22 protein-coding genes are annotated in these 26,550 nt (G+C 63.7%); 13 read left to right on the top strand and 9 right to left on the bottom strand.

The features are described 5' to 3' along the window. Window positions 1–10: 10 nt before the first annotated feature. The 5 genes from EL191_RS16205 to phhA form a co-directional block, all read right to left on the bottom strand. Complete coding sequence (locus EL191_RS16205) at window positions 11–1,273, bottom strand: MFS transporter (protein WP_041979953.1); 1,263 nt, start codon at window positions 1,271–1,273, stop codon at window positions 11–13. A gap of 145 nt (window positions 1,274–1,418) precedes the next feature. Then, entirely contained in the window at window positions 1,419–2,762 is a 1,344-nt protein-coding gene (locus EL191_RS16200) for a DUF2254 domain-containing protein (RefSeq protein WP_041979955.1), read from the bottom strand. Between the two features lie 85 nt (window positions 2,763–2,847). Beyond that, window positions 2,848–4,047: an amino acid aminotransferase gene (locus tag EL191_RS16195; protein WP_041979957.1), complete on the bottom strand. Its 1,200-nt coding sequence runs from the start codon at window positions 4,045–4,047 to the stop codon at window positions 2,848–2,850. Then, a complete protein-coding gene (locus EL191_RS16190; protein WP_013716504.1) occupies window positions 4,044–4,400 on the bottom strand; it encodes a 4a-hydroxytetrahydrobiopterin dehydratase in 357 nt (118 codons plus the stop codon). The genes EL191_RS16195 and EL191_RS16190 overlap by 4 nt, the downstream gene beginning before the upstream one ends. Window positions 4,401–4,492: 92 nt before the next feature. Then, window positions 4,493–5,278 carry a phenylalanine 4-monooxygenase gene (gene phhA, locus EL191_RS16185; RefSeq protein WP_041979959.1) on the bottom strand — a complete coding sequence of 262 codons (786 nt, stop codon included), beginning with the start codon at window positions 5,276–5,278 and terminating at the stop codon, window positions 4,493–4,495. A gap of 253 nt (window positions 5,279–5,531) precedes the next feature. Here phhA and EL191_RS16180 point away from each other — a divergent pair, with 253 nt between their 5' ends. Further along, window positions 5,532–7,085 carry a sigma-54-dependent phenylalanine hydroxylase transcriptional regulator PhhR gene (locus EL191_RS16180; RefSeq protein WP_013716502.1) on the top strand — a complete coding sequence of 518 codons (1,554 nt, stop codon included), beginning with the start codon at window positions 5,532–5,534 and terminating at the stop codon, window positions 7,083–7,085. 84 nt (window positions 7,086–7,169) lie between these two features. Here EL191_RS16180 and EL191_RS16175 read toward each other — a convergent pair whose 3' ends face one another. Both EL191_RS16175 and EL191_RS16170 read right to left on the bottom strand, forming a co-directional pair. Further along, the gene (locus EL191_RS16175; RefSeq protein WP_041979961.1) at window positions 7,170–7,724 is read right to left on the bottom strand and encodes a nucleoside deaminase; all 555 of its coding nucleotides are present in this window, start codon (window positions 7,722–7,724) and stop codon (window positions 7,170–7,172) included. A gap of 237 nt (window positions 7,725–7,961) precedes the next feature. Beyond that, window positions 7,962–8,849 (bottom strand): LysR family transcriptional regulator, encoded by an 888-nt coding sequence (locus EL191_RS16170; RefSeq protein ID WP_013716500.1) that lies wholly within the window; start codon window positions 8,847–8,849, stop codon window positions 7,962–7,964. Window positions 8,850–9,062: 213 nt separating this feature from the next. Here EL191_RS16170 and EL191_RS16165 point away from each other — a divergent pair, with 213 nt between their 5' ends. The 6 genes from EL191_RS16165 to EL191_RS16140 all read left to right on the top strand — a co-directional run bounded on the left by EL191_RS16165 (window position 9,063) and on the right by EL191_RS16140 (window position 15,728). Further along, window positions 9,063–9,890: an FAS1-like dehydratase domain-containing protein gene (locus tag EL191_RS16165; RefSeq protein WP_041979963.1), complete on the top strand. Its 828-nt coding sequence runs from the start codon at window positions 9,063–9,065 to the stop codon at window positions 9,888–9,890. A gap of 197 nt (window positions 9,891–10,087) precedes the next feature. After that, a complete protein-coding gene (locus EL191_RS16160) occupies window positions 10,088–11,251 on the top strand; it encodes an acyl-CoA dehydrogenase family protein (RefSeq protein ID WP_013716498.1) in 1,164 nt (387 codons plus the stop codon). Between the two features lie 10 nt (window positions 11,252–11,261). Continuing rightward, window positions 11,262–12,614, top strand: coding sequence for an MmgE/PrpD family protein (locus tag EL191_RS16155; RefSeq protein ID WP_041979966.1), 1,353 nt, complete (start codon window positions 11,262–11,264; stop codon window positions 12,612–12,614). A gap of 14 nt (window positions 12,615–12,628) precedes the next feature. After that, window positions 12,629–13,831, top strand: a complete 1,203-nt coding sequence (locus EL191_RS16150) for a CaiB/BaiF CoA transferase family protein (protein WP_041979968.1) — start codon at window positions 12,629–12,631, stop codon at window positions 13,829–13,831. Further along, window positions 13,831–14,658 (top strand): HpcH/HpaI aldolase/citrate lyase family protein, encoded by an 828-nt coding sequence (locus EL191_RS16145; RefSeq protein ID WP_041979970.1) that lies wholly within the window; start codon window positions 13,831–13,833, stop codon window positions 14,656–14,658. The genes EL191_RS16150 and EL191_RS16145 overlap by 1 nt, the downstream gene beginning before the upstream one ends. A 74-nt stretch (window positions 14,659–14,732) precedes the next feature. After that, window positions 14,733–15,728 (top strand): TRAP transporter substrate-binding protein, encoded by a 996-nt coding sequence (locus tag EL191_RS16140; protein ID WP_017362113.1) that lies wholly within the window; start codon window positions 14,733–14,735, stop codon window positions 15,726–15,728. A 63-nt stretch (window positions 15,729–15,791) separates the two neighbouring features. Here EL191_RS16140 and EL191_RS16135 read toward each other — a convergent pair whose 3' ends face one another. Together EL191_RS16135 and EL191_RS16130 are read right to left on the bottom strand one after the other, a co-directional pair. Next, entirely contained in the window at window positions 15,792–16,727 is a 936-nt protein-coding gene (locus EL191_RS16135; protein ID WP_041979971.1) for a hydroxymethylglutaryl-CoA lyase, read from the bottom strand. A gap of 163 nt (window positions 16,728–16,890) precedes the next feature. Continuing rightward, a complete protein-coding gene (locus EL191_RS16130; RefSeq protein WP_041979974.1) occupies window positions 16,891–18,093 on the bottom strand; it encodes a CaiB/BaiF CoA transferase family protein in 1,203 nt (400 codons plus the stop codon). Between the two features lie 168 nt (window positions 18,094–18,261). On the opposite strand from EL191_RS16130, the gene EL191_RS16125 reads away from it, so the two are divergent. The 6 genes from EL191_RS16125 to EL191_RS16100 all read left to right on the top strand — a co-directional run bounded on the left by EL191_RS16125 (window position 18,262) and on the right by EL191_RS16100 (window position 26,523). Continuing rightward, window positions 18,262–19,182: a LysR family transcriptional regulator gene (locus EL191_RS16125; RefSeq protein WP_041979976.1), complete on the top strand. Its 921-nt coding sequence runs from the start codon at window positions 18,262–18,264 to the stop codon at window positions 19,180–19,182. A gap of 117 nt (window positions 19,183–19,299) precedes the next feature. Next, on the top strand, window positions 19,300–20,304 hold the full coding sequence (locus EL191_RS16120) for a TRAP transporter substrate-binding protein (RefSeq protein ID WP_017362110.1): 1,005 nt from the start codon (window positions 19,300–19,302) through the stop codon (window positions 20,302–20,304). A gap of 150 nt (window positions 20,305–20,454) precedes the next feature. Continuing rightward, window positions 20,455–21,081 (top strand): TRAP transporter small permease, encoded by a 627-nt coding sequence (locus EL191_RS16115; protein ID WP_013717649.1) that lies wholly within the window; start codon window positions 20,455–20,457, stop codon window positions 21,079–21,081. Further along, entirely contained in the window at window positions 21,081–22,364 is a 1,284-nt protein-coding gene (dctM, locus tag EL191_RS16110) for a C4-dicarboxylate TRAP transporter large permease protein DctM (RefSeq protein ID WP_041979979.1), read from the top strand. Before EL191_RS16115 ends, dctM begins: the two co-directional genes overlap by 1 nt. Before the next feature lie 226 nt (window positions 22,365–22,590). Further along, window positions 22,591–24,552, top strand: coding sequence for an acetate--CoA ligase (gene acs / locus EL191_RS16105; protein ID WP_003462147.1), 1,962 nt, complete (start codon window positions 22,591–22,593; stop codon window positions 24,550–24,552). Between the two features lie 339 nt (window positions 24,553–24,891). After that, a complete protein-coding gene (locus tag EL191_RS16100; RefSeq protein ID WP_026042244.1) occupies window positions 24,892–26,523 on the top strand; it encodes a methyl-accepting chemotaxis protein in 1,632 nt (543 codons plus the stop codon). Window positions 26,524–26,550: the final 27 nt, after the last annotated feature.

The following is a 26,550-nucleotide window of genomic DNA, read 5'->3' as shown; positions in this document are numbered from 1 at the left end:
GTTCACGTCTTCAGGACGCTGGGTTCGGGTTGTCCTCCATCTGTTCGTGCTCTTGCGCCGGCGCATCGGGCATCAGCTCCAGCACCGTTGGGCTGGTGCGCAGCATGGGTACGAAGTGCGCGGCGTCGCCGCTGACCAGGTCACTGACATGGCGCAGCCGGTAGAAGGTGTAGGCAGCCAGCAGGCCGAGTGTGCTGGCGAAGTACAGCGGCAGTGCGCTGGCGCCCAGTTGTTCCATCAACACGCCGGCCAGCAGTGGGCCGCACACCGAGCCGATGCCGTTGACCATCAGCAGGCTGGCGGAGCCGGAGAGAATCTCGTCGCTGTGCAACTGGTCGATCAACTGCGCGACGGCGATGGGGTAGATGGCGAAGGCCAGGCCGCCCCAGATGAAGATCGCGCCGAGCAGCAGCGGCCCTGCCGGCAGCAGGCTCATGATCAGTGCCAGCACGACCGCCAGGATCACCACCCGCAGCAGCACCTGGCGCCGGTCGTGGCGATCCGAATAGATACCGATGGGCCATTGCAGCAGGGCGCCGCCGAGAATGGTGGCGGTCATCAGCAGGCCGACGCCGGATGTATCGAAGCCGGCCAGGCTCGCATAGACCGGTGCCATGCCCCAGAAGCCGCCCATCGCCAGGCCGGACAGGCCTGCGGCGATGATCGCCAGCGGTGCGATCTCCCACAGTTGGCGAAGGTTTGTCGGCGGCGACTCGGGCAGTGTCGGTTGTGCCTGACGGGTGAGCGTGATGGGCATCAGCGCGGCACTGATCAGGATCGCGGCGATGGCGAACAGGGTGAACTGCACCGGGTCGGCCAGGTGTAGCAACTGCTGGGCCAGGGCCAGGGCGCCGAGGTTGACTGCCATGTATACCGCGAATACCTGGCCGCGTTTCTCGTTGGGCGCCTGGGCGTTGAGCCAGCTCTCGATGACCATGTACAGCGTCACCAGTCCGAGGCCATAGAGTACGCGTAGCAGCAGCCAGACCCACGGATCGATCAGCAGCAAATGGAGCAGGGCGGCGATGGCAGCCAGGGCTGCGCAACAGGCGAACGCGCGAATGTGCCCGATGCGCCTGACCAGCGGCGTCGCCAGCCAGGTGCCGAGAAGGAACCCGACGAAGTACCCGGACATGATCAGTCCGAGCATCGTGGTGGAGTAGCCTTCGGCGACGCCACGCAGGGTCAGGAGGGTGTTGAGCAGACCATTGCCAAGCAGGAGTAACGCGACCCCGCTCAGCAATGAACTGATGGGGGCAATCAGGGACCACATGCAAACTACCCTAGGGAACTGTGCCCCTGATAGCAAGCATGAAGCACGCCATGACTTCCCGGATTGTCCTTTATCTATTTGATTCTAAAGAGTTATTTTTAATGAAGAACGGTGGTGCAATTTTTTGACGGCAAACTTTGCACCGTCATGGTGCCTCGCCCGCGATGTGCAGGGGCATCAGTGGCTGATCCGAATCGTGCAACGTACGATTGATGCGCGCGATGAAATCGTTGATTTCCTCGCGATCACGTCGATCTTTCAAATGGCGCTCGGCGGTGTCGCGTACGCTGCGTGCGTGGCACAGAAGGTCGGCGCGCTGCTGCGTGCTGGCAGGGTGATGTAGCAGGTTCTTGAAGGCCTGCAGCAGGCTGACCAGCACACAGACATCGGCCGCGCCATAGGTGCGTATCGGACCCAGCAGTTGCAGCAGTAGCTGGTCCAGCGACAGCTCCTGGTAGCACAGCCGCGGTGGCTCGTCGGGCAGGCTGGCGAAATCTCGTTCGGACAGCGCCAGGCGTCTGCTCAACAGTACGCTGAGCAGGTCCACGGTCTTGATTGCCGTGCCTGGATCGTTGATGCCGGGGCTCAGCGCCTTCACGGCGATCTCTGACATCTGCCGACAGCCGAAGAAGTAATGGCTGCTGGCGTACTCCTCGATGAAAAAGTCGAAGCAATCGAGCAGTTGCTGGCAGGCCCCCTCGTCCAGCGGACGCTCCAGGCGAAACAGCGGATGCCCCTCGCTGACGAAGAAACCGCGGTGGGCAAGGACTGTCATCCGTATCTGATGGCGCTGCAGCAGCGTATTGACCTCCTTGACGTTGAGCTCCTTGAAGTAGCCGTTACGCTGCGCGTGCACAGTGATCCACTCACTGTCATCCGGCCATTGGGGCGCGGCGTCGCGCGAAGCTGGACTGCCACCGCAGGCATCGAGCTTTTCCAGGCTGGTGCTGTAGAGGTTACCGAGGATGTGCTCGACCTGAATCGACTGCGATATCGAGCGAATGAAGTGCACGAACAGGCCCAGGCAGACGATGCCCAGGGCCAGGGTTATGAGCACGCCGAGGCTGGGTATCCGCTCATTGTTGCCCTGTTCGATTGTGGTGATGAGCAGCAGCGCGTAGAGGATGGTGCCGAGGTAGAACCCCAGGGTTTTCTGGTGCCCCTTGTTGCTGACCAGGCCGGGAATCACCCGTGGTGACAGCGATGCGGCTGCGTTATTGAGCACCACCATGACCATCGAGAAACTGAACACCATCAGTGACAGAATACCCGTGACCAGCGTGCCGAGAATCAGCCTGGCATTGTCTGCATTGCTTACCAGGCCGAGATCGACGTGATCCTTGAACGCCATCATCCACGGCTGGTACTCGGCAGCCATGGTCAGCAGGCACAGCAGGAAGAAGCCGATGGCGATCAGCGTCGGGTAGAACGCCAGGCTGTGGATGATGCGCTGGTAGGCGCGAAAAAGGATGTTGCTGGGTACGGCCATTGGCGAATCCGTCGTGAATGGCGATGACCGCACTATAGCTGTGAAGCTGGCAGGCGGCGGTCTCTAAGACCCGCCGCCTGCTGACTCAGTTCACGCAGACCCGAGCGATGGCGTCGGCTAGTTGATCCAGTCGGCTGGCATCCAGCCCCGCGACGTTGGCGCGGCCGCTGCCGACCATGTACACGCTGAACTCCTCGCGCAGGCGTTGCACCTGCAGCGGCGACAGCCCGGTGTAGGAGAACATGCCGCGCTGTTCGGCGATGTGCGCGAAACGCTCGTTCAACCCATGCGGCGCAAGTGCTTCGACCAGGCCACGGCGCAGGCTGGCCACGCGTAGGCGCATACCTTCCAGCTCGTCCAGCCAGAGGCCTTTCAGCTCGTCGTCGCCGAGTATCTGCGCCACCACAGCGGCGCCATGGGCGGGCGGCGTCGACCACAGATTGCGGGCGATGGAGGCCAGCTGGCTGCGGATGTCGATGAGTTTCTCGGCGTTGCCGGCACAGACGATCAGAGCGCCGGTGCGCTCGCGATACAGGCCGAAATTCTTCGAGCAGGAACTGGTGATCAGCAGCTCCGGCAGTTCGGCGGCGAACAGGCGCACGGCCCAGGCGTCCTGCTCCAAACCGTCGCCGAAGCCCTGGTAGGCGAAGTCGATCAGCGGCAGCAGTTCGCGTGCCTTGACCACCTCCAGCACGCGCTTGAAATCGCGTGGGGAGAGGTCGAAACCGGTGGGGTTGTGGCAGCAGGCATGCAGCAGCACCACGTCGCCCTTGGGCAGGTGGGTGAGGGCGGCGATCATGGCCTCCACGTCGAGACGGTTGTCAGCGCCGACGTACGGATAATGGCCGACCTTGAGCCCGGCTTCGGCGAACAGGGTTTCATGGATGGGCCAGGTCGGATCGCTCAGCCAGATGCCGCGCCCGGGCAGGCAGTGGCGGATGAAATCACCCGCCAGGCGCAGCGCACCGGTACCGCCGGGCGTCTGCGTGGCGCCGGCGCGCTGTTCGGTGAGCAATGGTGAGTTCGCACCGAGTACCAGCTGGCTCAGGAGCGCACCGAACGCGGCGTCGCCGTGGCCTCCGACATAGGTCTTGGTCTGTTCGAGGTCGATCAGGCGCTGCTCGGCCAGTTTCACCGCGCGCGGTATCGGCGTCAGGCCTTGGGCGTCCTTGTACACGCCAACGCCAAGGTCCAGGCGCGCCGGGTTGCTGTCCAGCCGATAGGCTTCCATCAGACTGAGGATGGGGTCGCCCGGTACGCGGGCGACCTCGGCGAAATGGTTCACTTGCGGCCCTCGGCGTTGGCAGCCAGCGCATCAGTGCGCGCGGCCATGATGAAGTCGTTGCGGTGCAGACCGCGCATTTCGTGGCTCCACCAGGTGACGGTGACCTTGCCCCATTCGGTGAGCAGTGCCGGATGGTGGCCGACTTCCTCGGCGATGGCGCCCACGGCGTTGGTGAAGGCCAGGGCATGGCGGAAGTTCTTGAACAGGTACACGCGCTCCAGCTCCATATGATCGCCACGCACCTCGATGTTCCAGTCGGGGATCTCGCGGATCAGTTCGGCCAGTTCTTCATCGGACACTTTCGGCGCATCGGCGCGGCAGGCTTCGCATTGGGCTTGGGCAAGGCTGGTCATTTCAGGCTCCTTGAGGATTAGAGGTCAGAGCATAGACGGTAAGAGGTATCGAGCAGCTCCCTCGCCAATGAATGGGCGAGGGAGCTAAAAGGCTACGCGGCTTTCGGCGGAAATTTCGGCGCGTGCAGGCCGAGCGCCATGGCCTGATGCACCAGCGCCATGATGTCCTCCTGAGCCAGCTCGAACAGACGCTTGAGTTCGGGCAGGACGAAGTACACCGGCTGCAGGATATCGATGCGATATGGCGTGCGCATCGCTTCCAGCGGATCGAACGCCTGGTGCTCGGGAGCGTCGGACAGGGCGTAGAGGGTTTCCTTCGGCGAGGAGAGGATTCCGCCGCCGTAGATGCGCCGGCCCTGCGGGGTGTCGAGCAGGCCGAACTCGATGGTCAGCCAGTACAGCCGCGCCAGATAGACGCGCTGCTCTTTAGTGGCCTGAAGGCCGAGCTTGCCGTAGGTGTGGGTGAATTCGCCGAACCAGGGGTTGGTCAGCATCGGGCAGTGGCCGAATATCTCGTGGAAGATGTCCGGTTCCTTCAGGTAGTCCAGCTCCTCTGGCGTGCGGATGAAGGTGGCGACGGGAAACTGCTTGCTGGCCAGCAGCTCGAAGAAGGTCTGGAAGGGGATCAGTGCCGGCACCCGCGCTACGCGCCAGCCGGTGGTGGCTTCGAGCACACGGTTGATCTCGCCGAGCTGCGGAATGCGCTCCTTGGGCAGGTCGAGCTGCTCGATACCGTCCAGGTATTCCTGGCAGGCGCGGTTCTGGATCACCTCCAGTTGGCGGGTGATCAGGGTATTCCACACCTGATGCTCGCTTTCCGGATAATGGATAAAGCCACTCTCGTCCGGTTCCCGGGCCAGGTACTGCGTACTCTTCATCGCTGCCTCCTTCTGGGGGCTGTTGTTCTTGTCTTGACCCGAGCATGCCGCTGATTGCTCGGGTTGGAACGGCGGCCAGACACAGCGCAGCCCAGGATTGCACGGGAAAAGTGTAAATTTTTGATTACGATATTGCTGGCGTGGCGATTTTTCGGCTTGCTGATGAGCTTTGCTGTCACATATTCTTGACGGAAATTATGCCGCCATCTCCGATTTCTGTGACCCGGCGGCCATAACAACAAGAGCCTGAGCCATGCGTATCAAGGTCCACTGCCAGAACCGTGTCGGCATCCTGCGTGACATCCTCAACCTGCTGGTCGACTACGGCATCAACGTCGCCCGTGGCGAAGTCGGGGGCGAGCAGGGCAACGCCATCTACCTGTACTGTCCGAATCTGATCAATCTGCAGTTCCAGTCGCTGAGGCCGAAGTTCGAGGCCATTGCCGGCGTATTCGGTGTCAAGCGCGTCGGGCTGATGCCCAGCGAACGGCGTCACCTGGAGCTCAATGCGCTGCTTGGTGCGCTGGATTTCCCAGTGCTGTCCATCGACATGGGCGGCAGCATCGTCGCCGCCAACCGCAGCGCCGCGCAGTTGCTCGGGGTGCGTGTGGACGAGGTGCCGGGCATGGCGCTGTCACGCTATGCCGAGGATTTCGACTTGCCCGAACTGGTGCGCGCCAACAAGACGCGAATCAACGGGCTGCGGGTGAAGATCAAGGGCGATGTGTTTCTCGCCGATATCGCGCCGCTGCAGAACGAACACGACGACAGCGAGGCGCTGGCTGGCGCGGTGCTGACCCTGCATCGCGCCGACCGCGTTGGTGAGCGCATCTACCATGTGCGCAAACAGGAGCTGCGTGGCTTCGACTCGATCTTCCAGAGCTCCAGGGTTATGGCGGCGGTGGTAAAGGAAGCGCGGCGCATGGCGCCGCTGGATGCGCCGCTGCTAATCGAGGGCGAAACAGGCACCGGCAAGGAATTGCTGGCGCGCGCCTGTCACCTGGCCAGCCCGCGAGGGCAATCGCCGTTCATGGCGCTCAATTGCGCAGGGTTGCCGGAATCCATGGCCGAGACCGAGCTGTTTGGCTACGGCCCCGGCGCCTTCGAGGGCGCGCGTCCGGAAGGCAAGCTCGGTCTGCTGGAACTGACTGCAGGCGGCACGCTGTTTCTCGATGGCGTCGGCGAGATGAGCCCGCGCCTGCAGGCCAAGCTGCTGCGCTTTCTGCAGGATGGCTGCTTTCGCCGTGTCGGCAGCGACGAGGAGGTGTACCTCGATGTGCGGGTGATCTGCGCCACCCAGGTCGACCTGTCCGAACTCTGCGCCCATGGCGAGTTCCGTCAGGATCTCTACCACCGCCTCAACGTGCTCAGCCTGCATATTCCGCCCCTGCGTGAATGCCTCGACGGTCTGGCGCCGTTGGTGGAGCACTTTCTCGATTCCGCCAGCCGGCAGATCGGTTGTGCGCTGCCGAAGCTGGCGCCACAGGCCTTCGAGCGTATGGCCCATTACCACTGGCCGGGTAACGTGCGGCAACTGGAGAACGTGCTGTTCCAGGCGGTCTCGCTATGCGATGGCGGCACCGTGAAGGCCGAGCATATCCGCCTGCCGGACTACGGTGCGCCGCAGCCGCTCGGTGAGTTCTCTGTCGATGGCAACCTCGACGATATCCTCGGCCGCTTCGAGAAGGCGGTGCTGGAGCGCCTGTTCCGCGATCACCCGAGCAGCCGCCAGTTGGGCAAGCGCCTCGGTGTTTCCCATACCACCATCGCCAACAAGCTGCGTCAGCACGGGTTGGGCAAGGAGTAGGCGTAGGGTGCGCTGTGCGCACCAACGCTCCGCTGGCCCTGGCTGATACCTGCAGTTTTTTGTTCGCACGGCGCCCCTACGGTTTCAACGACTGCCACGCCAGGCCTGTATTACGCGTTGTCGGAGTACCTGCCGATCCTGCAGGCAATCGATCATTCGCTCGGCCAGGTCGAGCCAGTAGGGATCGACCTTGGCCTGCACCATGCACGCACCCGAGGCAAGATTGGCCCAGGCCGGTGGCAGGCGGCCGTGGCGCAGGGCGAAACCGCCGTCGCGGTCGCGCGCCAGATAGCGCACGCGGGTGATGCCGGCCAGCAGGATACGGCCATAGCACATCAGGCAGGGTTCGAGGCTGACGTAGAGGGTCAGACCTCGGCGGTCGACCTGCGGATGTTCTCTTTCGAGCTGGTCGAGCACCTGCATCTCGGCGTGGGCGGCGCTGGCGTAGGCCGAGGCGAACACCTGGTTGCGCCCGCTGCATAGCAGTTCACCGGCCTCATCCACCAGCAAGGCACCGACCGCGTAGCAGCCATCCTCGATTGCCAGCAATGCCTGTTCGCAGCAAAGCCTGGCCCAGGTGTCATCGACATGAGTGCTGGCGGGCGCCTGCTGTAACAGGGCCAGGTGCTCGGGGTTCATGGCGTCTCCAGGGCTGGCGAAGTGTTGCCGGAGTATGGCCTGCCATTGGTCGGGTGCCCTACGACCTTGGTGCAATAGGCAGGGTGGGGCTGCGCGGCGACACTGAGCGCGTCCCGATCATCCTGCGTGATATGGGTGCAAGCGTTTCCGCATTCCTCTCGGGGAATGCCTTGAATGGGCGGGCGACCAATTGGTCGCCCTTTTTTTATCCCCAGATTCCCGCTCGCCGAGCTTCGCCTAGACGCCCTGATTCAGCCTGTCGATCAGCGCCCGCACGCTCCCCGGCAATGCATCCAGCTCGCGCACCAGCATGCTGCGCTCGCGCACCGCCCAGGCTTCGTCCAGTTGCAGGATCACCAGCTGCATGGTGCGGCTGTGCCGACGTGCGGCCGACTCGGGAATGATGCCGATACCGACGCCGCCTTCGATCATCCGGCAGATCGCCTCGAAGCTCGATACCTGGATGCGCAGCGCCAGGCTGCCGCCGAGCTTTTCCACCTGTTCGCGCAAAAAACTCAGCAGGGTGCTGCCCTCGTGCAGGCCGATGTGTTGGTAGGCAAGGGTGTCGTTGAAACTCACCGATTGCCGCTGTGCCAGCGCGTGGCCCAGGGGGACGGCCAGCACCAGGCGGTCGGTGCTGAAGTGCAGCACCTGCAGCCCCGGCGCCTGCACCGGGCCGGCGATAATGCCCAGATCTGCCGCGCCATCGAGTACGCCACGAACGATGTCGCGGCTGAGGCGCTCCTGCAGGTCGACGGTGACGCCCGGGCGTTCGGCGAGAAAGCCGGCCAGCACCTCGGGGAGAAATTCGGTCACTGCCGTGGTGTTGGCGAAGATGCGGATATGCCCGGCGGCATCGGTGCCGTATTCGGTGAATTCGCTCTTCAGGTAATCCACCTGACGCATGATCAGCCGCGCGTGCTGCAGCAGGCGCTGGCCGGCCGGGGTCAGCTCGACACCGCGACTGTCGCGGTACAGCAGGCGGCTGCCGAGCTGGCTTTCCAGTGCCTTGATCCGCGCACTGGCAGCGGCCGGCGAGAGAAACGCCTTGCGCGCGCCCTGGGTCAGGCTGGGGGACTCGGCGATATGGATGAACAGGCGCAGGTCGGGCAGATCGAAGTGCATGGGTTCCTCTGCTTCTGTGGGAGGGGCCGGGCGGCGATCCGCTTCAGCCGCGACGCCCTGGCTTCCCCGGAAGACATCGCGGCTAAAGCCCCTCCCACCTAGAAATATGGCGTTCAGAATAACCGAACGCCGGTTTAAATAAATGCGGATTCTCTGAACGCATGCGGCGTCGCATGCTCCAGCTCACACAAGAACCGAGCTGGAACCTGCCCCATGAGTGATTCTGCTTTTTCCGCCTGGATCGGTCGTAGCGAAGAAGTCCACGACCAACTCAGCCGCAATCTGGTCAAGCGCATCGCCGCCACCTTTGGTGAAGTCACGCCTGCCCATGGCGAGGCGCTGCCGCCGCTGTGGCACTGGGCGTTCTTTCAGGAACCGGTCGCCGAGAATGGTCTGGGCGAGGACGGTCATCCGGCCCGTGGGGGCTTCCTGCCGCCGGCGGACAACCGCAACCGCATGTGGGCCGGGGGGCGTGTCGAGTTCATCCAGCCGTTGCGCGTGGGCGGCGAAGCCAGCCGGGTATCGACCATCAAGCACATCGAGGAAAAGCACGGGCGCACCGGCGCACTGCTGTTCGTTACCGTGCAGCACGACTACCTGCAGGATGGCCAACTGGCCATCCGCGAAAAGCAGGACATCGTCTACCGCGAGCCCAGCCCGCCCAAGACCAGCAGTGGCGAGCCGCTTATTGCCGGCGACTGGCGTGAGGCAGTCACGCCGTCCAGCACCCTGCTGTTTCGCTACAGCGCCGTGACCTTCAACGGCCATCGCATCCACTACGACTGGCCCTACGTCACCGAAAGCGAAGGCTACAGCGGCCTGGTGGTACACGGCCCATTGATCGCCACCCTGAGCCTGCGTGCCTTCTGCCGCGCCAACCCGCATGCGCGCCTGCGCCGCTTCGCCTATCGCGGCCTGCGCCCGTTGATCGCGCCGCAACCCTTCGAGGTGGGCGGGCGTCTGCTGGGCGAAGGCCAGGCCGAGCTGTGGGCCGGCAACGAAGCCGGCCTGGCACAACGCGCCGACGTGCAATTCGACTGATTTTGTAGGGCGGACTCAGGAGCCTAAGCGAACAGTCCGCCGACTGAGGTGAGCCCAACAACAAGCGGCGTACTGCTTCCGAGCGGCCGGCGTCCCGGCACGCCCTACCTGTCTGCATGGATGCAGGAGGCCAAAGCCGAGTAGGCCCTACATCGTGCCCGAGTGGCGCCACGCCACACATGATTCGAGGAAGACCGATGAACCACAACAATAACGAAGAACTCAATGCGATCCGTGAAGGCGTGCGCGCGCTCTGTGCCGAATTCCCCGCCGAATACTGGCGCAAGATCGATGAGGAGAAGGGTTTCCCGGAAGCCTTCGTCACGGCCATGACCGAGGCCGGCTGGCTCTCGGCGATGATCCCGGAAGAGTACGGCGGCTCGGGTCTGGGGCTGGCCGAGGCCTCGGTGATCCTCGAAGAGGTCAACCACTGCGGCGGCAACTCCGGCACCATCCACGGGCAGATGTACAACATGTTCACTCTGCTGCGTAACGGCAGCGAGGAGCAGAAGCGCTACTACCTGCCCAAGCTGGCCAGCGGCGAGCTGCGCCTGCAGTCGATGGGCGTCACCGAGCCCACCACCGGCACCGACACCACCAAGATCAAGACCACCGCGGTCAAGAAGGGCGATAAGTACGTCATCAACGGCCAGAAGGTATGGATCTCGCGCGTGCAGCATTCCGATCTGATGATCCTGCTGGCGCGTACCACGCCACTGGCTGAGGTGCAGCGCAAGTCCGAAGGCATGTCGATCTTCCTGGTCGACCTGCGCGAGGCAATCGGCAACGGCCTGACCGTGCAGCCGATTGCCAACATGGTTAACCACGAGACCAACGAGCTGTTCTTCGACAACCTGGAAATCCCCGCCAGCAGCCTGATCGGCGAAGAAGGCAAGGGGTTCCGCTATATCCTCGATGGCCTCAATGCCGAGCGCACGCTGATCGCTGCCGAGTGCATCGGCGACGGTCGCTGGTTTATCGAGAAGTCCGCGCAGTACGCCCGCGATCGCGTGGTGTTCGGCCGGCCCATCGGGCAGAACCAGGGCGTGCAGTTCCCCATTGCCGAGGCGCATATCGAGATCGAGGCCGCCGACCTGATGCGCTGGCGCGCCTGCGAGGAGTACGACGCCGGGCGCAATGCAGGTGCTGCGGCCAACATGGCCAAGTACCTGGCGGCCAAGGCCAGTTGGGAGGCGGCGAACGCTTGCCTGCAGACCCACGGTGGCTTCGGCTTCGCCAACGAATACGACGTCGAGCGCAAGTTCCGCGAGACCCGCCTGTACCAGGTGGCGCCAATCTCCACCAACCTGATCCTGTCGTACGTGGCCGAGCACCTGCTCGAGCTGCCGCGCTCTTTCTGAGGTCTCCGCGATGAGCACACATACTCAGCAACTCGCCGCATTCCTCGCCGATCTCAATTACGAGCAGATTCCCGAGCACGTACTGAATCGCACCGAAGACCTGTTCCTCGACTGGCTCGGTTCGGCTCTTGCCAGCGAGGGCGCGCGGCCGATCCCGCTGTTCGAGGCCTACGCACAGAAAATGGGCCCGGCCGATGGCCCAGCGCGCATCCTGGTCAACGGGCGCGGCACCTCGGCGTACTTCGCCGCGCTGGTCAATGGCGCCTCCTCGCACCTGGTCGAGCAGGACGACCTGCACAACAGCTCGGTTCTGCACCCGGCCACCGTGGTCTTTCCGGCGGCCCTGGCCGCTGCGCAGGATCTCGGCAAGTCCGGTCGCGAGCTGCTGCTGGCCTCGGTCGCCGGCTACGAGGCGGGCATCCGCATCGGCGAATTCCTCGGTCGCTCGCACTACCGCATCTTCCACACCACGGCGACGGTCGGCACCCTGGCCGCCGCCGTGGCCGTGGGCAAGTTGCTGAACTTCGACCAGCAGCAGTTCATGCATCTGCTCGGCAATGCCGGCACCCAGGCCGCCGGCCTCTGGGAGTTCCTGCGTGACGCCGCCGACTCCAAGCAGTTGCACACCGCCAAGGCAGCGGCTGATGGCTTGCTCGCCGCCTACTTCACCGCGCAGGGCCTGACCGGCGCGCAGAACATTCTCGAAGGCGAGCAGGGCATGGCTGCGGGCATGTCCAACGACGCCAATCCAGCCGCGTTGTCCGACCGTCTCGGCAGCCGCTGGGCGCTGGTGGAAACCTCGTTCAAGTTCCACGCCTCGTGCCGTCACACTCATCCGGCTGCCGATGCGCTGCTCGACCTGATGCAGCGTGAAGGTCTGCGTCATGGCGATATCGCTCAGGTCGTTACTCATGTGCACCAAGGCGCCATCGATGTGCTCGGCCGCGTGGTGGTGCCGCAGACCGTGCACCAGGCCAAGTTTTCCATGGGCACGGTGCTCGGCCTGATCGCCGTGCATGGCAAGGCGCAGCTCACCGAATTCGCCAACCTGTCGTTGACCGATGCCGATGTCGCCGCCTTCCGCGACAAGGTCAGCATGCGCCTCGACCCCGAGGTCGATGGTGCCTATCCGGCTCGCTGGTTGGGCCGGGTCGAGGTCGTCACGGTCGACGGCCGCACCCTGCATGGCGCCATCGACGAGCCCAAGGGCGATCCCGGCAACAGCCTCAGTCGCGCCGAGCTGGAAGACAAGTTCCGTCGCCTGCTGGCCTTCGCCGGCAAGCGCAGCAGCGATGAGGCGGGTGTGCTGATCGAGCGGGTCTGGCGCCTGCGCGAGACCGATGACCTGAGCCACCTGGCCTGACCGAGGACATGGACATGAACAATGCACAACAAATTCGGCCACTGGATGGCATCACCGTGGTCAGCCTGGAACATGCCATCGCTGCGCCGTTCTGCACCCGTCAGCTTGCCGACCTCGGCGCGCGGGTGATCAAGGTCGAGCGCCCCGGCAGTGGCGACTTTGCCCGCGGTTATGACGAGCGGGTCGATGGCCTGGCCTCGCATTTCGTCTGGACCAACCGCTCCAAGGAAAGCCTGACCCTCGACCTCAAGCAGGACGATGCGATGCAGGTGCTCGATAGCCTGCTGTCCAAGGCCGACGTGCTGGTGCAGAACCTCGCGCCGGGCGCCGCGGCGCGCATGGGGCTTTCGTTCGAAGCGCTGCACGAACGCTTCCCGCAACTGATCGTCTGCGACATTTCCGGCTATGGCGAGGGCGGCCCATACGAGCAGAAGAAGGCCTACGACCTGCTGATCCAGAGCGAGGGCGGATTTCTTTCCGTCACCGGGGGGCCAGGCGAGGAGGAGATGGCCAAGGCCGGCTGTTCCATTGCCGATATCGCGGCTGGCATGTACGCCTACACCGGTGTGCTCTCGGCGCTGATGCTGCGTGGCAAGACAGGCCTCGGCAGCCGTGTCGACGTGTCGATGCTGGAAAGCCTGGTGGAATGGATGGGCTACCCGCTGTACTACGCCTACGACGGCGCTACACCACCGCCGCGTGCCGGGGCCGCGCACTCGACCATCTATCCCTATGGCCCTTTCCCGGCCGGCGACGGCGGCACGGTGATGCTCGGCCTGCAGAACGAGCGTGAATGGCAGGCGTTCTGCGAGAAGGTGCTGGAGCAGCCGGAGCTGGCTGGCGACGAGCGCTTCTCGGCCAACTTCAAGCGCTCGGCCAACCGCAGTGAGCTGCGCGCGCTGATCGTCGAGGCCTTCTCGCGCATGAGCACGGCGCAGGTGATCGAGCGCCTGGAGCAGGCGCAGATCGCCAATGCCCAAGTCAACGACATGGCCGGTGTCTGGGCTCACCCGCAACTTCACGCACGCCAGCGCTGGTGTCAGGTCGACAGCCCCAGCGGCCGTCTGCCTGCGCTGCTGCCGCCGGGGCGCAACAACGCCTTCGAGCCGCGTATGGACGCCATTCCGGCGCTGGGTCAGCACACCGATGCGCTGCTCGCCGAGCTGGGCTACGGCGTGGGTGATATTCAACGCCTGCATCAACAGGGGGCCGTGTGATGAACCACTCCATCATTCGTACCGCGCTGTTCGTGCCAGCCAGTAGACCCGAGCGCATTCCCAAGGCGCTCGCCGTGGGCGCCGACGCGGTCATCGTCGACCTGGAAGACGCCGTGCAGGAAAGCCTGAAGGTCGAGGCTCGTGCTCATCTCGATGCCTTTCTCACGGCCAACCCCGAGGCCCGTCTGCTGGTACGCATCAACGCGCCGGAACATGCCGGTCATGGCGCCGATATCGAGCTGTGCGCACGCCATGCCGGAGTCATAGGCGTGCTCTTGCCCAAGGTGGAGTGCGCCGCTCAGGTAGCCCGCGTTGCGGCTTGTGGCAAGCCGGTTTGGCCGATCATCGAGAGTGCTGCGGGGTTGTTGGAGTTGCCGTCCATTGCACGGGCCTCGGGCGTCGAGCGGCTGTCCTTTGGCGCGCTCGACCTTGGGCTGGACCTGGGCCTCAGCAGCGGCAGCGCCGCGGCCGAGCGCATGCTCGATCAGGCTCGTTACGCCCTGTTGCTGCATTCGCGCACGGCGGGCCTGGCGGCGCCACTGGACAGTGTGTTCCCCGCCATCGAAGACCGCGACGGTCTGGCCCGTACCGCACGTGATGCCCGCGACATGGGCTTCGACGGTTTGCTGTGCATCCACCCCAAACAGGTGGAGGTCGTCCATCGCGCGTTGCTCCCGGCCGAGGAGGAGTTGGCCTGGGCGCGCCGCGTGATGACAGCGGCCAGCAGCGGTGAAGGTGTCTTCGTTGTCGACGGCCAGATGGTCGACGCCCCGGTGCTGGGCCGCGCCCGACGACTGCTGCAACGCGCTGGCGAGAGCCCAGCCTGAATACCGGCCGGAGGCACCACGCCACCGGCCATTTCGTCCCACGTACCGACCTACAAAAACAATGAGGTAACGTCATGTTCAAACTCACCGCCAAGGCGCTGGCCTGCGCCGCCATCCTCTCCTGTACCGGCCTGGCACAGGCGGCCGATGAGCCCATCCTCATCAAGTTCGCCCATGTAGTGGCGGACAACACGCCCAAGGGACAGGGCGCGCTGTTGTTCAAGAAACTGGCCGAGGAGCGCCTGCCAGGGCGGGTCAAGGTCGATGTCTACCCCAACTCCTCGCTATTCGGTGATGGCAAGGAAATGGAGGCACTGTTGTTAGGCGAGGTGCAGATGCTGGCGCCGTCGCTGGCCAAGTTCGAGCAGTACGCCAAACCGGTGCAGATCTTCGACCTGCCGTTTCTGTTCGACAACATGGAGGCGGTCGATCGCTTCCAGGCCAGCCCCGAGGGCCGCGGCCTGCTGACCTCCATGGAAGACAAGAACATCACCGGCCTGGCCTACTGGCACAACGGATTGAAGGTGATGTCGGCCAACAAGCCGCTGCGCGAGCCGTCCGACGCCCGTGGCCTGAAATTTCGTGTGCAGGCTTCGGCGGTGCTCGAGGAGCAGTTCAAGGCGGTACGGGCCAACCCGCGCAAGATGAGCTTCGCCGAGGTCTACCAGGGGCTGCAGACCGGCGTGGTCAACGGCACCGAGAACACCTGGTCGAACTACTACAGCCAGAAGGTGCACGAGGTGCAGAAGTACATGACCGAGTCCGATCATGGCCTGATCGACTACATGGTGATTACCAACACCAAGTTCTGGAAGGGCCTGCCGGATGACGTGCGCAGCGAGCTGGAAACCATCATGGCCGAGGTCTCCGTCGAGGTGAACAAGCAGGCCGATGACTTGAACCGCAAGGCCAAGCAGGACATCGCCAAGGCCGGTACCACCGAGATCATCGAGCTGACCCCGCAGCAGCGCGCCGAATGGCGTGAAGCCATGCGCCCGGTGTGGAAGAAATTCGAGCAGGAGATCGGTGCCAAGCTGATCCAGGCGGCGGAGAAGTCCAACCAGCAGTGATCTTGCGCTGCAAACGAAAACGCCCGGTGCTTGCACCGGGCGTTTTTTTGTCTCGGCCGAGCCTTAGAGCCCGGCTTCCTGCATCCACTTCGGCTTGGGATAGCGGCGATCGGATTTGCCGGCCTTGAGGATGGCGCCCGGTACATCGTGGCCGATCAGACCGGGCAGGGTGGCGGCTGCGTCGAGCAGGGCATCGAGGTTCACGCCGGTGTCCAGGCCCATGCGCTGGAACATATGCACCAGATCCTCGGTGCAGATATTGCCGCTGGCACCTGGGGCGTAAGGGCAGCCGCCAAGACCGCCAAGTGAGGCGTCGAAACGGTCGATGCCCGCGTTCAATGCCGCCAGGGCATTGGCCAGGCCCATGCCACGGGTGTTGTGGAAGTGTGCGGTGAACACCGCCTCGGGCCAGCGCTGCAGCGATTCACGACAGATGCGCTCGACCTGGGCCGGGTCGGCCATACCGGTGGTGTCGCACAGGGTCACGCCCTGCACGCCGATCTCCAGCAGGCGCTCGGTCAGCTCGTATACGCGGGCCTCGGGCACCTCGCCCTCGAAGGGGCAACCGAAGGTGGTCGACAGCGACGCGTTGATAAATACGCCGCTGCCACGGCTGACCTCGATGATCTCGGCGAACTGCGCCAGCGACTGCTCCGGCGTCATGCGCAGGTTGGCCAGACCGTGGGTGTCACTGGCCGACATGACCAGGTTGATCTCGTCCACCTCACAGGACAGTGCGCGCTCGCAGCCCTTCACGTTGGGCACCAGCACGGTGTACTCCACGCCAGCCACGCGCTGGATGCCGCGCATCACTTCTTCGGCATCGCGCAGGTTGGGGATGGCCTTGGGCGAGGTGAAGGAGGTGACCTCGATCTTCGCCAGGCCGGTGTGGGACAGGCGGTCGATCAGGGCGATTTTGTCTTCAGTGGGGATGAAGGAAGCTTCGATCTGGAAGCCGTCACGGGTGGCGACGTCCTGGATGTAGAGGCGTTTGCTCATGGCATGATCCTGGTTGTTCGCGGCGTAGGGTGCGCTGTGCGCACCGGCTTGGGCTGCGTTGCTGTCTTGGTGGACAAGCTTCGCGTTGTCCACCCTACGAACTGTTGTAGTGCGCACGGCCTAGGCGGCCCCGCGACACCCTACGGGCTAAGTGGTACTGCTGTTAGATGATCCCGCGCTCGCGCAGGCCAGCGACCTGTTCCGCGCTCAGGCCAAGCCCGGCGAGGATGTCGTCATTGTGCTCACCGAGCTGCGGGCCGCCGGTGCCGATACGCCCCGGTGTGCGGCTGAGCTTGGGCAGCACGCCCGGCACCTTGAGCGGGCCGACGCTGGTCTGCACCTGCTCGATCATCTGTCGCGCCAGGTAGTGCGGGTCCTGCACGATGTCGGCGGCGGTGTAGGGATAGCCGGCCGGCACGCGCGCGCCCTTGAGTGCTTCGATCACCTCGTCGCGGCTGCGCTGGGCAGTCCACTCGGCGATGGCGCCGTCGATCAGTTCGGCGTGCTGGCTGCGTCCGTCGTTCTGCGCCAGGCGCGGGTCGTTACCCAGGTCCTCGCGACCAATCAGGCTCATCAGGCGCTTGTAGATGCTGTCGCCATTGCCGGCGATCAGCACGTAGCTGCCGTCGTTGCACGGGTAGGAATTGGACGGCGTGATGCCGGGCAGGGCGCTGCCGGCCGGCTCGCGGACGTAGCCGAAGGCGTCGTATTCGGGGATCAGGCTTTCCATCATGGCGAACACCGACTCGTACAGTGCCACGTCGATTTCCTGGCCTTCGCCGCTACGTGCGCGCTCCTGCAGGGCCAGCAGCACGCCGATCACGCCGTACAGCGAGGACAGCGAATCGCCGATGCTGATACCGACGCGCACCGGCGCCTGGCCGGGGTAGCCGGAGAGGTGGCGCAGGCCGCCCATGGCTTCGCCGATCACGCCGAAACCGGGCAGGTCGCGGTAGGGGCCGGTCTGCCCATAGCCGGAGATGCGCAGCATGATCAGTCGCGGGTTGATCGCCTTCAGCGCGTCATAACCCAGGCCCCAGCCTTCCAGCGTGCCAGGGCGGAAGTTCTCCACCAGCACGTCGGCCTCGGCCACCAGCTTGCGCACGATGTCCTGGGCTTCGGCCTGTTTCAGGTCGAGGGTCAGCGAGCGCTTGTTGCGTGACTGCACGTGCCACCAGAGCGAGGTGCCGTCCTTGATCTTGCGCCATTTGCGCAGCGGGTCGCCGACGCCCGGCGGCTCGATCTTGATCACGTCAGCGCCGAATTCGCCGAGCAGCTTGCTGGCGAAGGGACCGGCGATGAGCTGGCCCATCTCGATCACCTTGAGCCCCTGCAGGGCCATGTTGCTGGTGTTGTGTTGAGTCATGGCTGCACCTGATTTGCCTGTGCGTTTCTCGTGGTGCGCAGAATGGCGCAGCGGCGCGGTGCCGACAATTGCTCAATGGCCAAGCTAGGCTTCGCGTATTGCGAAGTGGCATGCTGTAAATCAGCTTTCTGGCGGCTTCGCTTCGCCAGGCACGAAATGGAGACCTTTATGCGCCGCATCGATTTCGTCACCCTCAAGCTGTTCGTCGCCATCGCCGATGAGCGCAGCCTGACCCGCGCTGCCGAGCGCGAACACTTGGCCCTGGCGGCGGTGAGCAAGCGCGTCAGCGACCTGGAAAACCAGCTCGGCATCGCGCTGCTCTATCGCCAGCCCAAGGGCGTCGAACTGACTCCGGCCGGCCATGCATTGCTGCACCACGCGCGCAACATGATGGACAACCTCGAACAGCTCAACGCCGACCTCAGTGAGTTCAGTGAAGGGGTCAAGGGCCATGTGCGCATTCACGCCAACACCTCGGCGGTGATCGAATTTCTGCCCGAGGACCTGGCCAGCTTCAGTCGCCTGCACCCGCAGGTGAAGATCGACCTGGAAGAGCGGGTCAGCAGCGAGACCATCCGCGCCGTGCGCGAGGGGCTGACCGATATCGGCATCTTCGCCGGGCATGTGCCGGCCGAGGATCTGCAGGTTTTCACCTACCGTCACGATCAGTTGGTGCTGGTCACCCCGCGCGAGCATCCCCTGGCCGAACGCGACGGCCTGTTCCTGCGCGAGGCGGTGGGCTTCGATTTCATCGGCCTGCAGCAGGACGCTTCCCTGCACAGCCTGCTGCAGCACTCGGCGCACAGCCAGGGCGTGGCCTTGCGCCTGCGCATTCAGGTACGCAGCTTCGAGGCCATTTGCCGGATGATCCATACCGGCATGGGTGTTGGCGTGTTGCCGGATCTGGCAGTGCGTACCTACCTGCCGGCGCTCGATGTGCGGGTGATCCCGCTGCACGATCCCTGGGCTCGGCGTGAGCTCAAGGTGGCGGTACGTAATCAGGACAACCTTTCGCTGACCGCGAAGCAGATGCTCGATCACCTGCGAAACAGTGGCGCGACAGAGGGATATTCAGCGCTGCCTTCGTGAATGCCGAAGGCTCGGTTGTTCAAATGTGAATTTCAGCCGGGGGGCGGCGGAGTAGAGTCCGGGCCAATCGAAGGGGTTTCTCCCTCGACGCTCAGACAAAAACAACAGGAGCCTTCCATGAAGTTTTCTTTCGTCCGTCGTGGCCTGGCCGGTGTGCTCGCCGGTTGCGCACTGCTTGGCGCACTCTCGGCACACGCAGCTGATCCGATCTTGATCAAGTTTTCCCATATCACCGCCGACAGCACGCCGAAGGGCCAGGGCGCGCTGATGTTCAAGAAACTGGTCGAGGAGCGCCTGGCCGGCAAGGTCAAGGTCGATGTCTACGCCAACTCCTCGCTGTATGGCGATGGCAAGGAAATGGAAGCCCTGCTGCTCAACGAAGTGCAGATGCTGGCGCCGGCACCGTCCAAGCTGGAGCAGTACACCAAGCAGCTGCAGCTGTTCGACATGATGTTCCTGTTCGACGACGTTGCCGCCGCGCAGCGCTTCCAGTCCTCGGAAAAGGGCAAGGCACTGCTCAAGTCGATGGAGAGCAAGGGCATCACCGGCCTGGCCTACTGGCTCAACGGCATGCGCCAGCTCACAGCCAACAAGCCGCTGGTCGAGCCAAGCGACGCCCGTGGGCAGAAATTCCGCGTGCAGCCGTCCGACCTGCAGGCCGCGCAGTACAGCGCCCTGCGTGCGGTACCGCGCAAGATGAGCTTCGCCGAGATTTACCAGGGCCTGCAGACCGGCGTGGTCAACGCCCAGGACAACCCCTGGTCGAACATCTACTCGCAGAAGTACTTCGAGGTGCAGAAGTACATGACCGAGTCCAACCATGCCATCGGCAACTACCTGCTGATCACCAATACCCAGTTCTGGAACGGCCTGCCGGCGGATATCCGCAGCGAGCTGGAGCAGATCGTCGACGAGGTGACTGTCGAGGTGAACAAGCAGGCCGAAGCGCTGAACGCCGAAGCGCGCCAGGCGATCCTCGATACTGGCAAGAGCGAGATCATCACCCTCACGCCCGAGCAGCGCGCCGCCTGGCGTGACGCCGTGCGCCCAGCGTGGAAGAAGTTCGAGGCCGAGATCGGCACTGATGTGATCGAGGCTGCGCAAGCCGCCAATCAGCAATGAGCCCATGACCGCCTCGGGCCCACGCACCCGGGGCGGTCTTTCACTCGCCGTCGCCTAAGACGGCGTTTGCCAATGACGAATATCGCGCTGGTCCTGGCTCGGTTAGATTCGTCCGACTCCTGACAATCACAAGAACCTCGCGGAGATGCCATGAACGCCTTGCGGCGCGTCTGGGAGCACTTCGAGGAAGGCTTCATCGCTTTCCTCCTGGCGGCCATGACGCTGATCACTTTCGTCTACGTGATCCTCAACAACTTCTACACCCTATTCTATTGGCTGGGTGACACCTTCGGCGGTAACGAGACCCTGCTCGCTATCGGCGACTCCATTCTCGACATGGCCCAGGCGATGACCTGGAGCAATGCCCTGACCAAAGCGCTGTTCGGCTGGCTGATCTTCTTCGGCCTGGCCTACGGCGTGCGCACCGCCGGCCATATCGGCGTCGACGCACTGGTCAAGCTCGCCCCGCGCGGCGTACAGCGCGTTATCGGCGTGATCGCCTGCCTGTGCTGCCTGGGCTATGCCGGCCTGATCGCCGTCGGCAGCTTCGACTGGGTTCGCACCCTGTTCATCGCCGGCATCGGCGCCGAAGACCTTGGCCATTACGGCGTGCAGCAATGGCACATCGGCATGATCGTGCCGTTCGGCTACGCCATGGTGTTCATCCGTTTCACCGAGATCCTCGTGCGCATCCTGCGCAACGAGCAGACCGGCCTCGGCCTGGCTGACGAAGCCGCCGATGCGCTGAAAATCAATGAGCACGAGGAGGCCAAATAATGACCGTTCTGTTCCTCTTCCTGCTGCTGTTCCTGCTGATGTTCATCGGCGTGCCGATCGCCGCGTCGCTCGGCCTGGCCGGCTCGATCACCATCATGCTGTTCAGCCCGGACTCGGTACGCTCGCTGGCGATCAAGCTGTTCGAGACTTCCGAGCACTACACCCTGTTGGCGATCCCGTTCTTCTTGCTCTCCGGTGCCTTCATGACCACTGGTGGCGTGGCGCGTCGCCTGATCGACTTCGCCAACGCCTGCGTCGGTCACATCCGTGGCGGCCTGGCCATCGGTGCGGTACTGGCGTGCATGCTGTTCGCCGCGCTGTCCGGTTCCTCGCCGGCTACCGTAGCGGCCGTTGGCTCCATCGCCATCGCCGGCATGGTGCGTTCCGGTTACCCGCAGGCGTTCGGCGCCGGCATCGTCTGTAACGCCGGTACTCTGGGCATCCTGATTCCGCCGTCGATCGTGATGGTGGTGTACGCCGCCGCCACCGAGCAGTCGGTGGGCAAGCTGTTCATGGCTGGTGTGATCCCCGGCATTATGCTCGGCGTGGTGCTGATGGTGGCGATCTACATCGTCGCGCGCATCAAGAAGCTGCCGGCCCTGCCACGCGCCAGTTTCCGCGAGTGGCTGCGTTCCGCCCGCGAGGCGTTCTGGGGCCTGCTGCTGATGGTGATCATCCTCGGTGGTATCTACACCGGTATGTTCACCCCGACCGAGGCCGCAGCCGTGGCAGCGGTGTACGCCGGTTTCGTCGCCCTGTTCGTGTACAAGGACCTGAAGGTCCGCGACTGCCCGAAGGTGCTGCTGGAGTCCGGCAAGCTGACCATCATGCTGATGTTCATCATCGCCAACGCCATGCTGTTCGCCCATGTGCTGACCACCGAGCAGATCCCGCAGACCATCACCGCCTGGGTGGTCGAGCTGGGCCTGCAGCCGTGGCAGTTCCTGCTGGTGGTGAACATCGTGCTGCTGGTGGCCGGTGCCTTCATGGAGCCGTCGGCGATCATCCTGATCCTGGCGCCGATCCTGTTCCCGATCGCCATGCAGCTGGGCATCGACCCGATCCACCTGGGCATCATCATGGTGGTGAACATGGAGATCGGTTTGATTACGCCGCCGGTGGGGCTGAACCTGTTCGTCACCTCGGCGGTGACCGGCATGCCATTGACCGCGGTGATCCGCGCCGCGATGCCATGGCTGATGCTGCTGCTCAGCTTCCTGATGATCATCACTTACATCCCGGCCGTGTCCATGGCCCTGCCGAACTGGCTGGGCATGAGCTAGGGCAGCCGTTGATCCCGCGTCTACCTCTGCGCCCGGCCTTGTGCCGGGCTTTTTTTGTCCATGCGCCGCGACATATCCCTGGCGCTGCCGATTTGGCTGGGCATGCGCCAGAAACTGGTTCAAGACCATGGTCTTAGAGCGGTAAGACCATGGTCGAATGGCCTCACGAAGGGTCGGGGGATACAAAAGGCACCATACAAAAACAACTCCCCGTCGAGGTGATTCCATGAGTGCTGCGTCTCTTTACCCTGTGCGTCCCGAGGTGGCCGCGCGGACCCTCACTGACGAGGCCACCTACAAGGCCATGTACCAACAGTCCGTGGTCAACCCCGAGGGTTTCTGGCGCGAGCAGGGCAAGCGGATCGACTGGATCAAGCCCTACACCAAGGTCAAGCAAACCACCTTCGATGACCACCACGTCGATATCAAGTGGTACGCCGATGGCACCCTGAACGTCTCCTACAACTGCCTCGACCGTCATCTGGAAGAGCGTGGTGACCAGGTCGCGATCATCTGGGAAGGCGACGATCCTTCCGAGCACCGCGAGATCACCTATCGCCAACTGCACGAAGAGGTGAGCAAGTTCGCCAACGCCCTGCGTGGCCAGGACGTGCACCGTGGTGACGTCGTCACCATCTACATGCCGATGATTCCCGAAGCCGTGGTGGCGATGCTCGCCTGCGCGCGCATCGGCGCCATCCATTCCGTGGTCTTTGGCGGCTTCTCCCCGGAAGCGCTGGCTGGCCGCATCATCGACTGCGAGTCCAAGGTGGTGATCACCGCCGACGAAGGCCTGCGTGGTGGCCGCAAGGTGCCGCTGAAAGCCAACGTCGACGATGCGCTGACCAACCCGGAAACCGCCAGCGTGCAGAAGATCATCGTGGTCAAGCGCACCGGCTCCGACATCAAGTGGAACCAGCATCGCGACATCTGGTACGAAGACCTGATGAAGGTCGCTGGCAGCGTCTGCGCGCCGAAGGAAATGGGTGCTGAAGAAGCCCTGTTCATCCTCTACACCTCCGGTTCCACCGGCAAGCCCAAGGGCGTGCTGCACACCACCGGCGGTTATCTGACCTACGCTTCGCTGACCCATGAGCGCGTGTTCGATTACCGTCCGGGCGAGGTGTTCTGGTGCACCGCCGACATCGGCTGGGTCACCGGCCACACCTACCTCGTCTACGGGCCGCTGTCCAACGGCGCCACTACCCTGATGTTCGAGGGCGTGCCGAACTATCCGGACGTGCGTCGCGTGGCGCAGATCGTCGACAAGCACAAGGTCAACATCCTCTACACCGCGCCGACCGCGATCCGCGCCATGATGGCTGAGGGCAAGGCCGCAGTCGAAGGTGCCGATGGTTCCAGCCTGCGTCTGTTGGGGTCTGTGGGTGAGCCGATCAACCCGGAAGCCTGGCAGTGGTACTACGAGAACGTTGGCCAGAGCCGCTGCCCGATCGTCGATACCTGGTGGCAGACCGAAACCGGTGCCTGCCTGATGACCCCGCTACCAGGTGCTCACGGCCTGAAGCCGGGTTCTGCCGCACGGCCGTTCTTCGGCGTGCAGCCGGCGCTGGTGGACAACCTGGGTAACATCATCGAAGGCCCTGCCGAGGGCAACCTGGTGATTATCGATTCCTGGCCGGGTCAGGCACGTACCCTGTACGGCGACCACGACCGCTTCGTCGACACCTACTTCAAGACTTTCCGCGGCATGTACTTCACCGGTGACGGTGCGCGCCGCGACGAAGATGGCTACTGGTGGATCACCGGTCGCGTCGATGACGTGCTCAACGTCTCCGGCCACCGCATGGGCACCGCCGAAGTGGAAAGCGCCATGGTCGCCCACCCGAAAGTGGCCGAGGCCGCGGTGGTTGGCGTACCGCACGACATCAAGGGTCAGGGCATCTACGTCTACGTCACCCTGAACGCTGGCGAGGAGTCTTCCGAGCAGTTGCGTCAGGAGCTGAAGAACTGGGTGCGCAAGGAGATTGGTCCGATTGCCACGCCGGACGTCATTCAGTGGGCGCCTGGCCTGCCGAAGACTCGCTCGGGCAAGATCATGCGCCGCATCCTGCGCAAGATCGCTACCGCCGAATACGATTCTCTCGGCGACATCTCCACGCTGGCCGATCCTGGCGTGGTACAGCACCTCATCGATACGCATCGGCAGATGCAAGCCGCCTGCGCCTGATCGGCAACGGTACCTTCGAAAACCCCGCCCGGCCAAAAGCCCGGCGGGGTTTTTCTTTGCCTGGATAAACCCGACGGGATAGCGCCTCGGGTGGCCGGCCACGGCTGCGGATGGTCGTGCAGGGCACATGAGTCTGGAGCGTAATGCAATCATCTTAGTTGTACGAAAATAAAATTTTGTATAATTGTTGTATCGATGTACATAATGGCCAGGCGCCAGATTCCTGGCCGATTCATCGTTTCCATTCCGTTTGCATAGCCACTCATCCCCTCTGGACGACACCGTGTTCCAGAGCGCGATGGCGTGCGCCTGCAAATCAATTTCGACTCGGAGCTGTCCATGTTCGCCAATCTCAACATGTCGCAGAAGTTGTACACGGGGTTCGGTGTGGTACTGCTGGTCATTCTCCTGCTGGTATTGAGTACCTGGCGGGGCTTCGACCAGGTGGATGGTGCGGTCAAGCACAACATCCACACCTATAACGTCATCAACGCGTCAGCCGATCTGCTGGTCAGCCTGGTCAATATCGAAACCGGTGCGCGGGGATTCGTCATCACCGGGCGGGATCAGTTTCTCGGCCCGTTGGAAAGTGGTGAAAGGGATTTTCAGAGCAACCTTGCCCTGCTACGCCAACTGACCAAGGACAATCCGGCGCAGCAGCGGCGTCTTGCCGAAACTCAGGCGATGCATGACCAATGGCTGCGCGAGGACATCAACATCTACCTCGAACTGCGTCGCCAGGTCGTCGCAGGCCAGCAGAGCTTCGAGGCGCTGATCGAGCGCGTCGCAACGGGTAGTTCCAAGGTCAAGGTGGATGCCATGCGGCGCCTGATCAGCGATATCCAGGGCGAAGAGCGCGCCTTGCTGGCGCAGCGCACGGCCTCGATGAATGCCGCCAAGTTCCTGTCGCTGACCATCCTGCTGGCGGGTGGGGTGATCGCCACGCTGCTTGCGATGAGCGTGGCGTTCGTAATGTCTCGCAGCATCGCCGGACGTCTGCAGCAGGTCGTCGAGGTGGCGCGCAGCATCGCTCAGGGACGACTCGATTCGCGTATCCAGCGGGGCGGACGCGATGAGATCGGCGTGTTGCTGGATGCCTTCGCCACCATGCAGGAACGGCTACGCGAGATGATTGGGCAGATCCGCGTTGGTGCCGGACAATTGGTGGAGGCGGCGCAGAACATCTCCAGTGCGTCTACCCAACTGTCGGTTTCCACTCAGGAGCAGTCGCAGGCCGCGTCGAGCATGGCGGCGACGGTGGAGGAACTGACCGTGAGCATCAACCACGTCGCCGACAACGCCAACGAGGCGCATGCGCTATCCAGTGACTCGGGCCGGCAGTCCGCTGAGGGTGGCGCCGTGATCCAGGAAACCCTGGCCAGCATGCAGAGCATCGCTGATACGGTGCAGGGCGCGGCGGCGCAGATCGCCGAGCTGGGCCAGCAATCCGACCAGATCTCCTCGATCGTCAACGTGATCAAGGAAATCGCCGACCAAACCAACCTGTTGGCGCTAAACGCCGCCATCGAGGCGGCGCGAGCTGGCGAGCAGGGTCGTGGCTTCGCCGTGGTGGCGGACGAGGTGCGCCTGCTGGCGCAGCGGACTGCCAACTCAACCCAGGAAATCACCGAGATGATCAAGAAGATCCAGGTCGGAACGCGCAATGCGGTAAGCAACATGGAAGTGGGCGTGCAGCAGGTCAGCGGCGGGTTAGAGCAGGCCAGTCAGGCCGGCGATGCCATCGTCGCCATTCGCCAGGCCTCGGGGCGTGTGGTGGATGTGGTCGATCAGATCTCCCTGGCGCTGCGCGAACAGACCGTCGCTAGCCAGGACGTTGCGCGCAACGTCGAGCGCATCGCGCAGATGTCGGTGCACAACAGCGAGGCGGTGGCCGAGACCTCACGCACGGCGCAGGGGCTACAGCAGTTGGCCCTGACCCTGGAAAAACAGGTAGCTTCGTTCCGCTTTTGACTAGGCTTGATGCAAGTGGGCCGTCCG

The sequence above is a fragment of the Pseudomonas mendocina genome (assembly GCF_900636545.1).
Lineage (GTDB): Bacteria > Pseudomonadota > Gammaproteobacteria > Pseudomonadales > Pseudomonadaceae > Aquipseudomonas > Aquipseudomonas mendocina.
The sequence above is the reverse complement of the archived record's forward strand: the minus strand, read 5'-3'. Positions and strand labels throughout refer to the sequence as shown.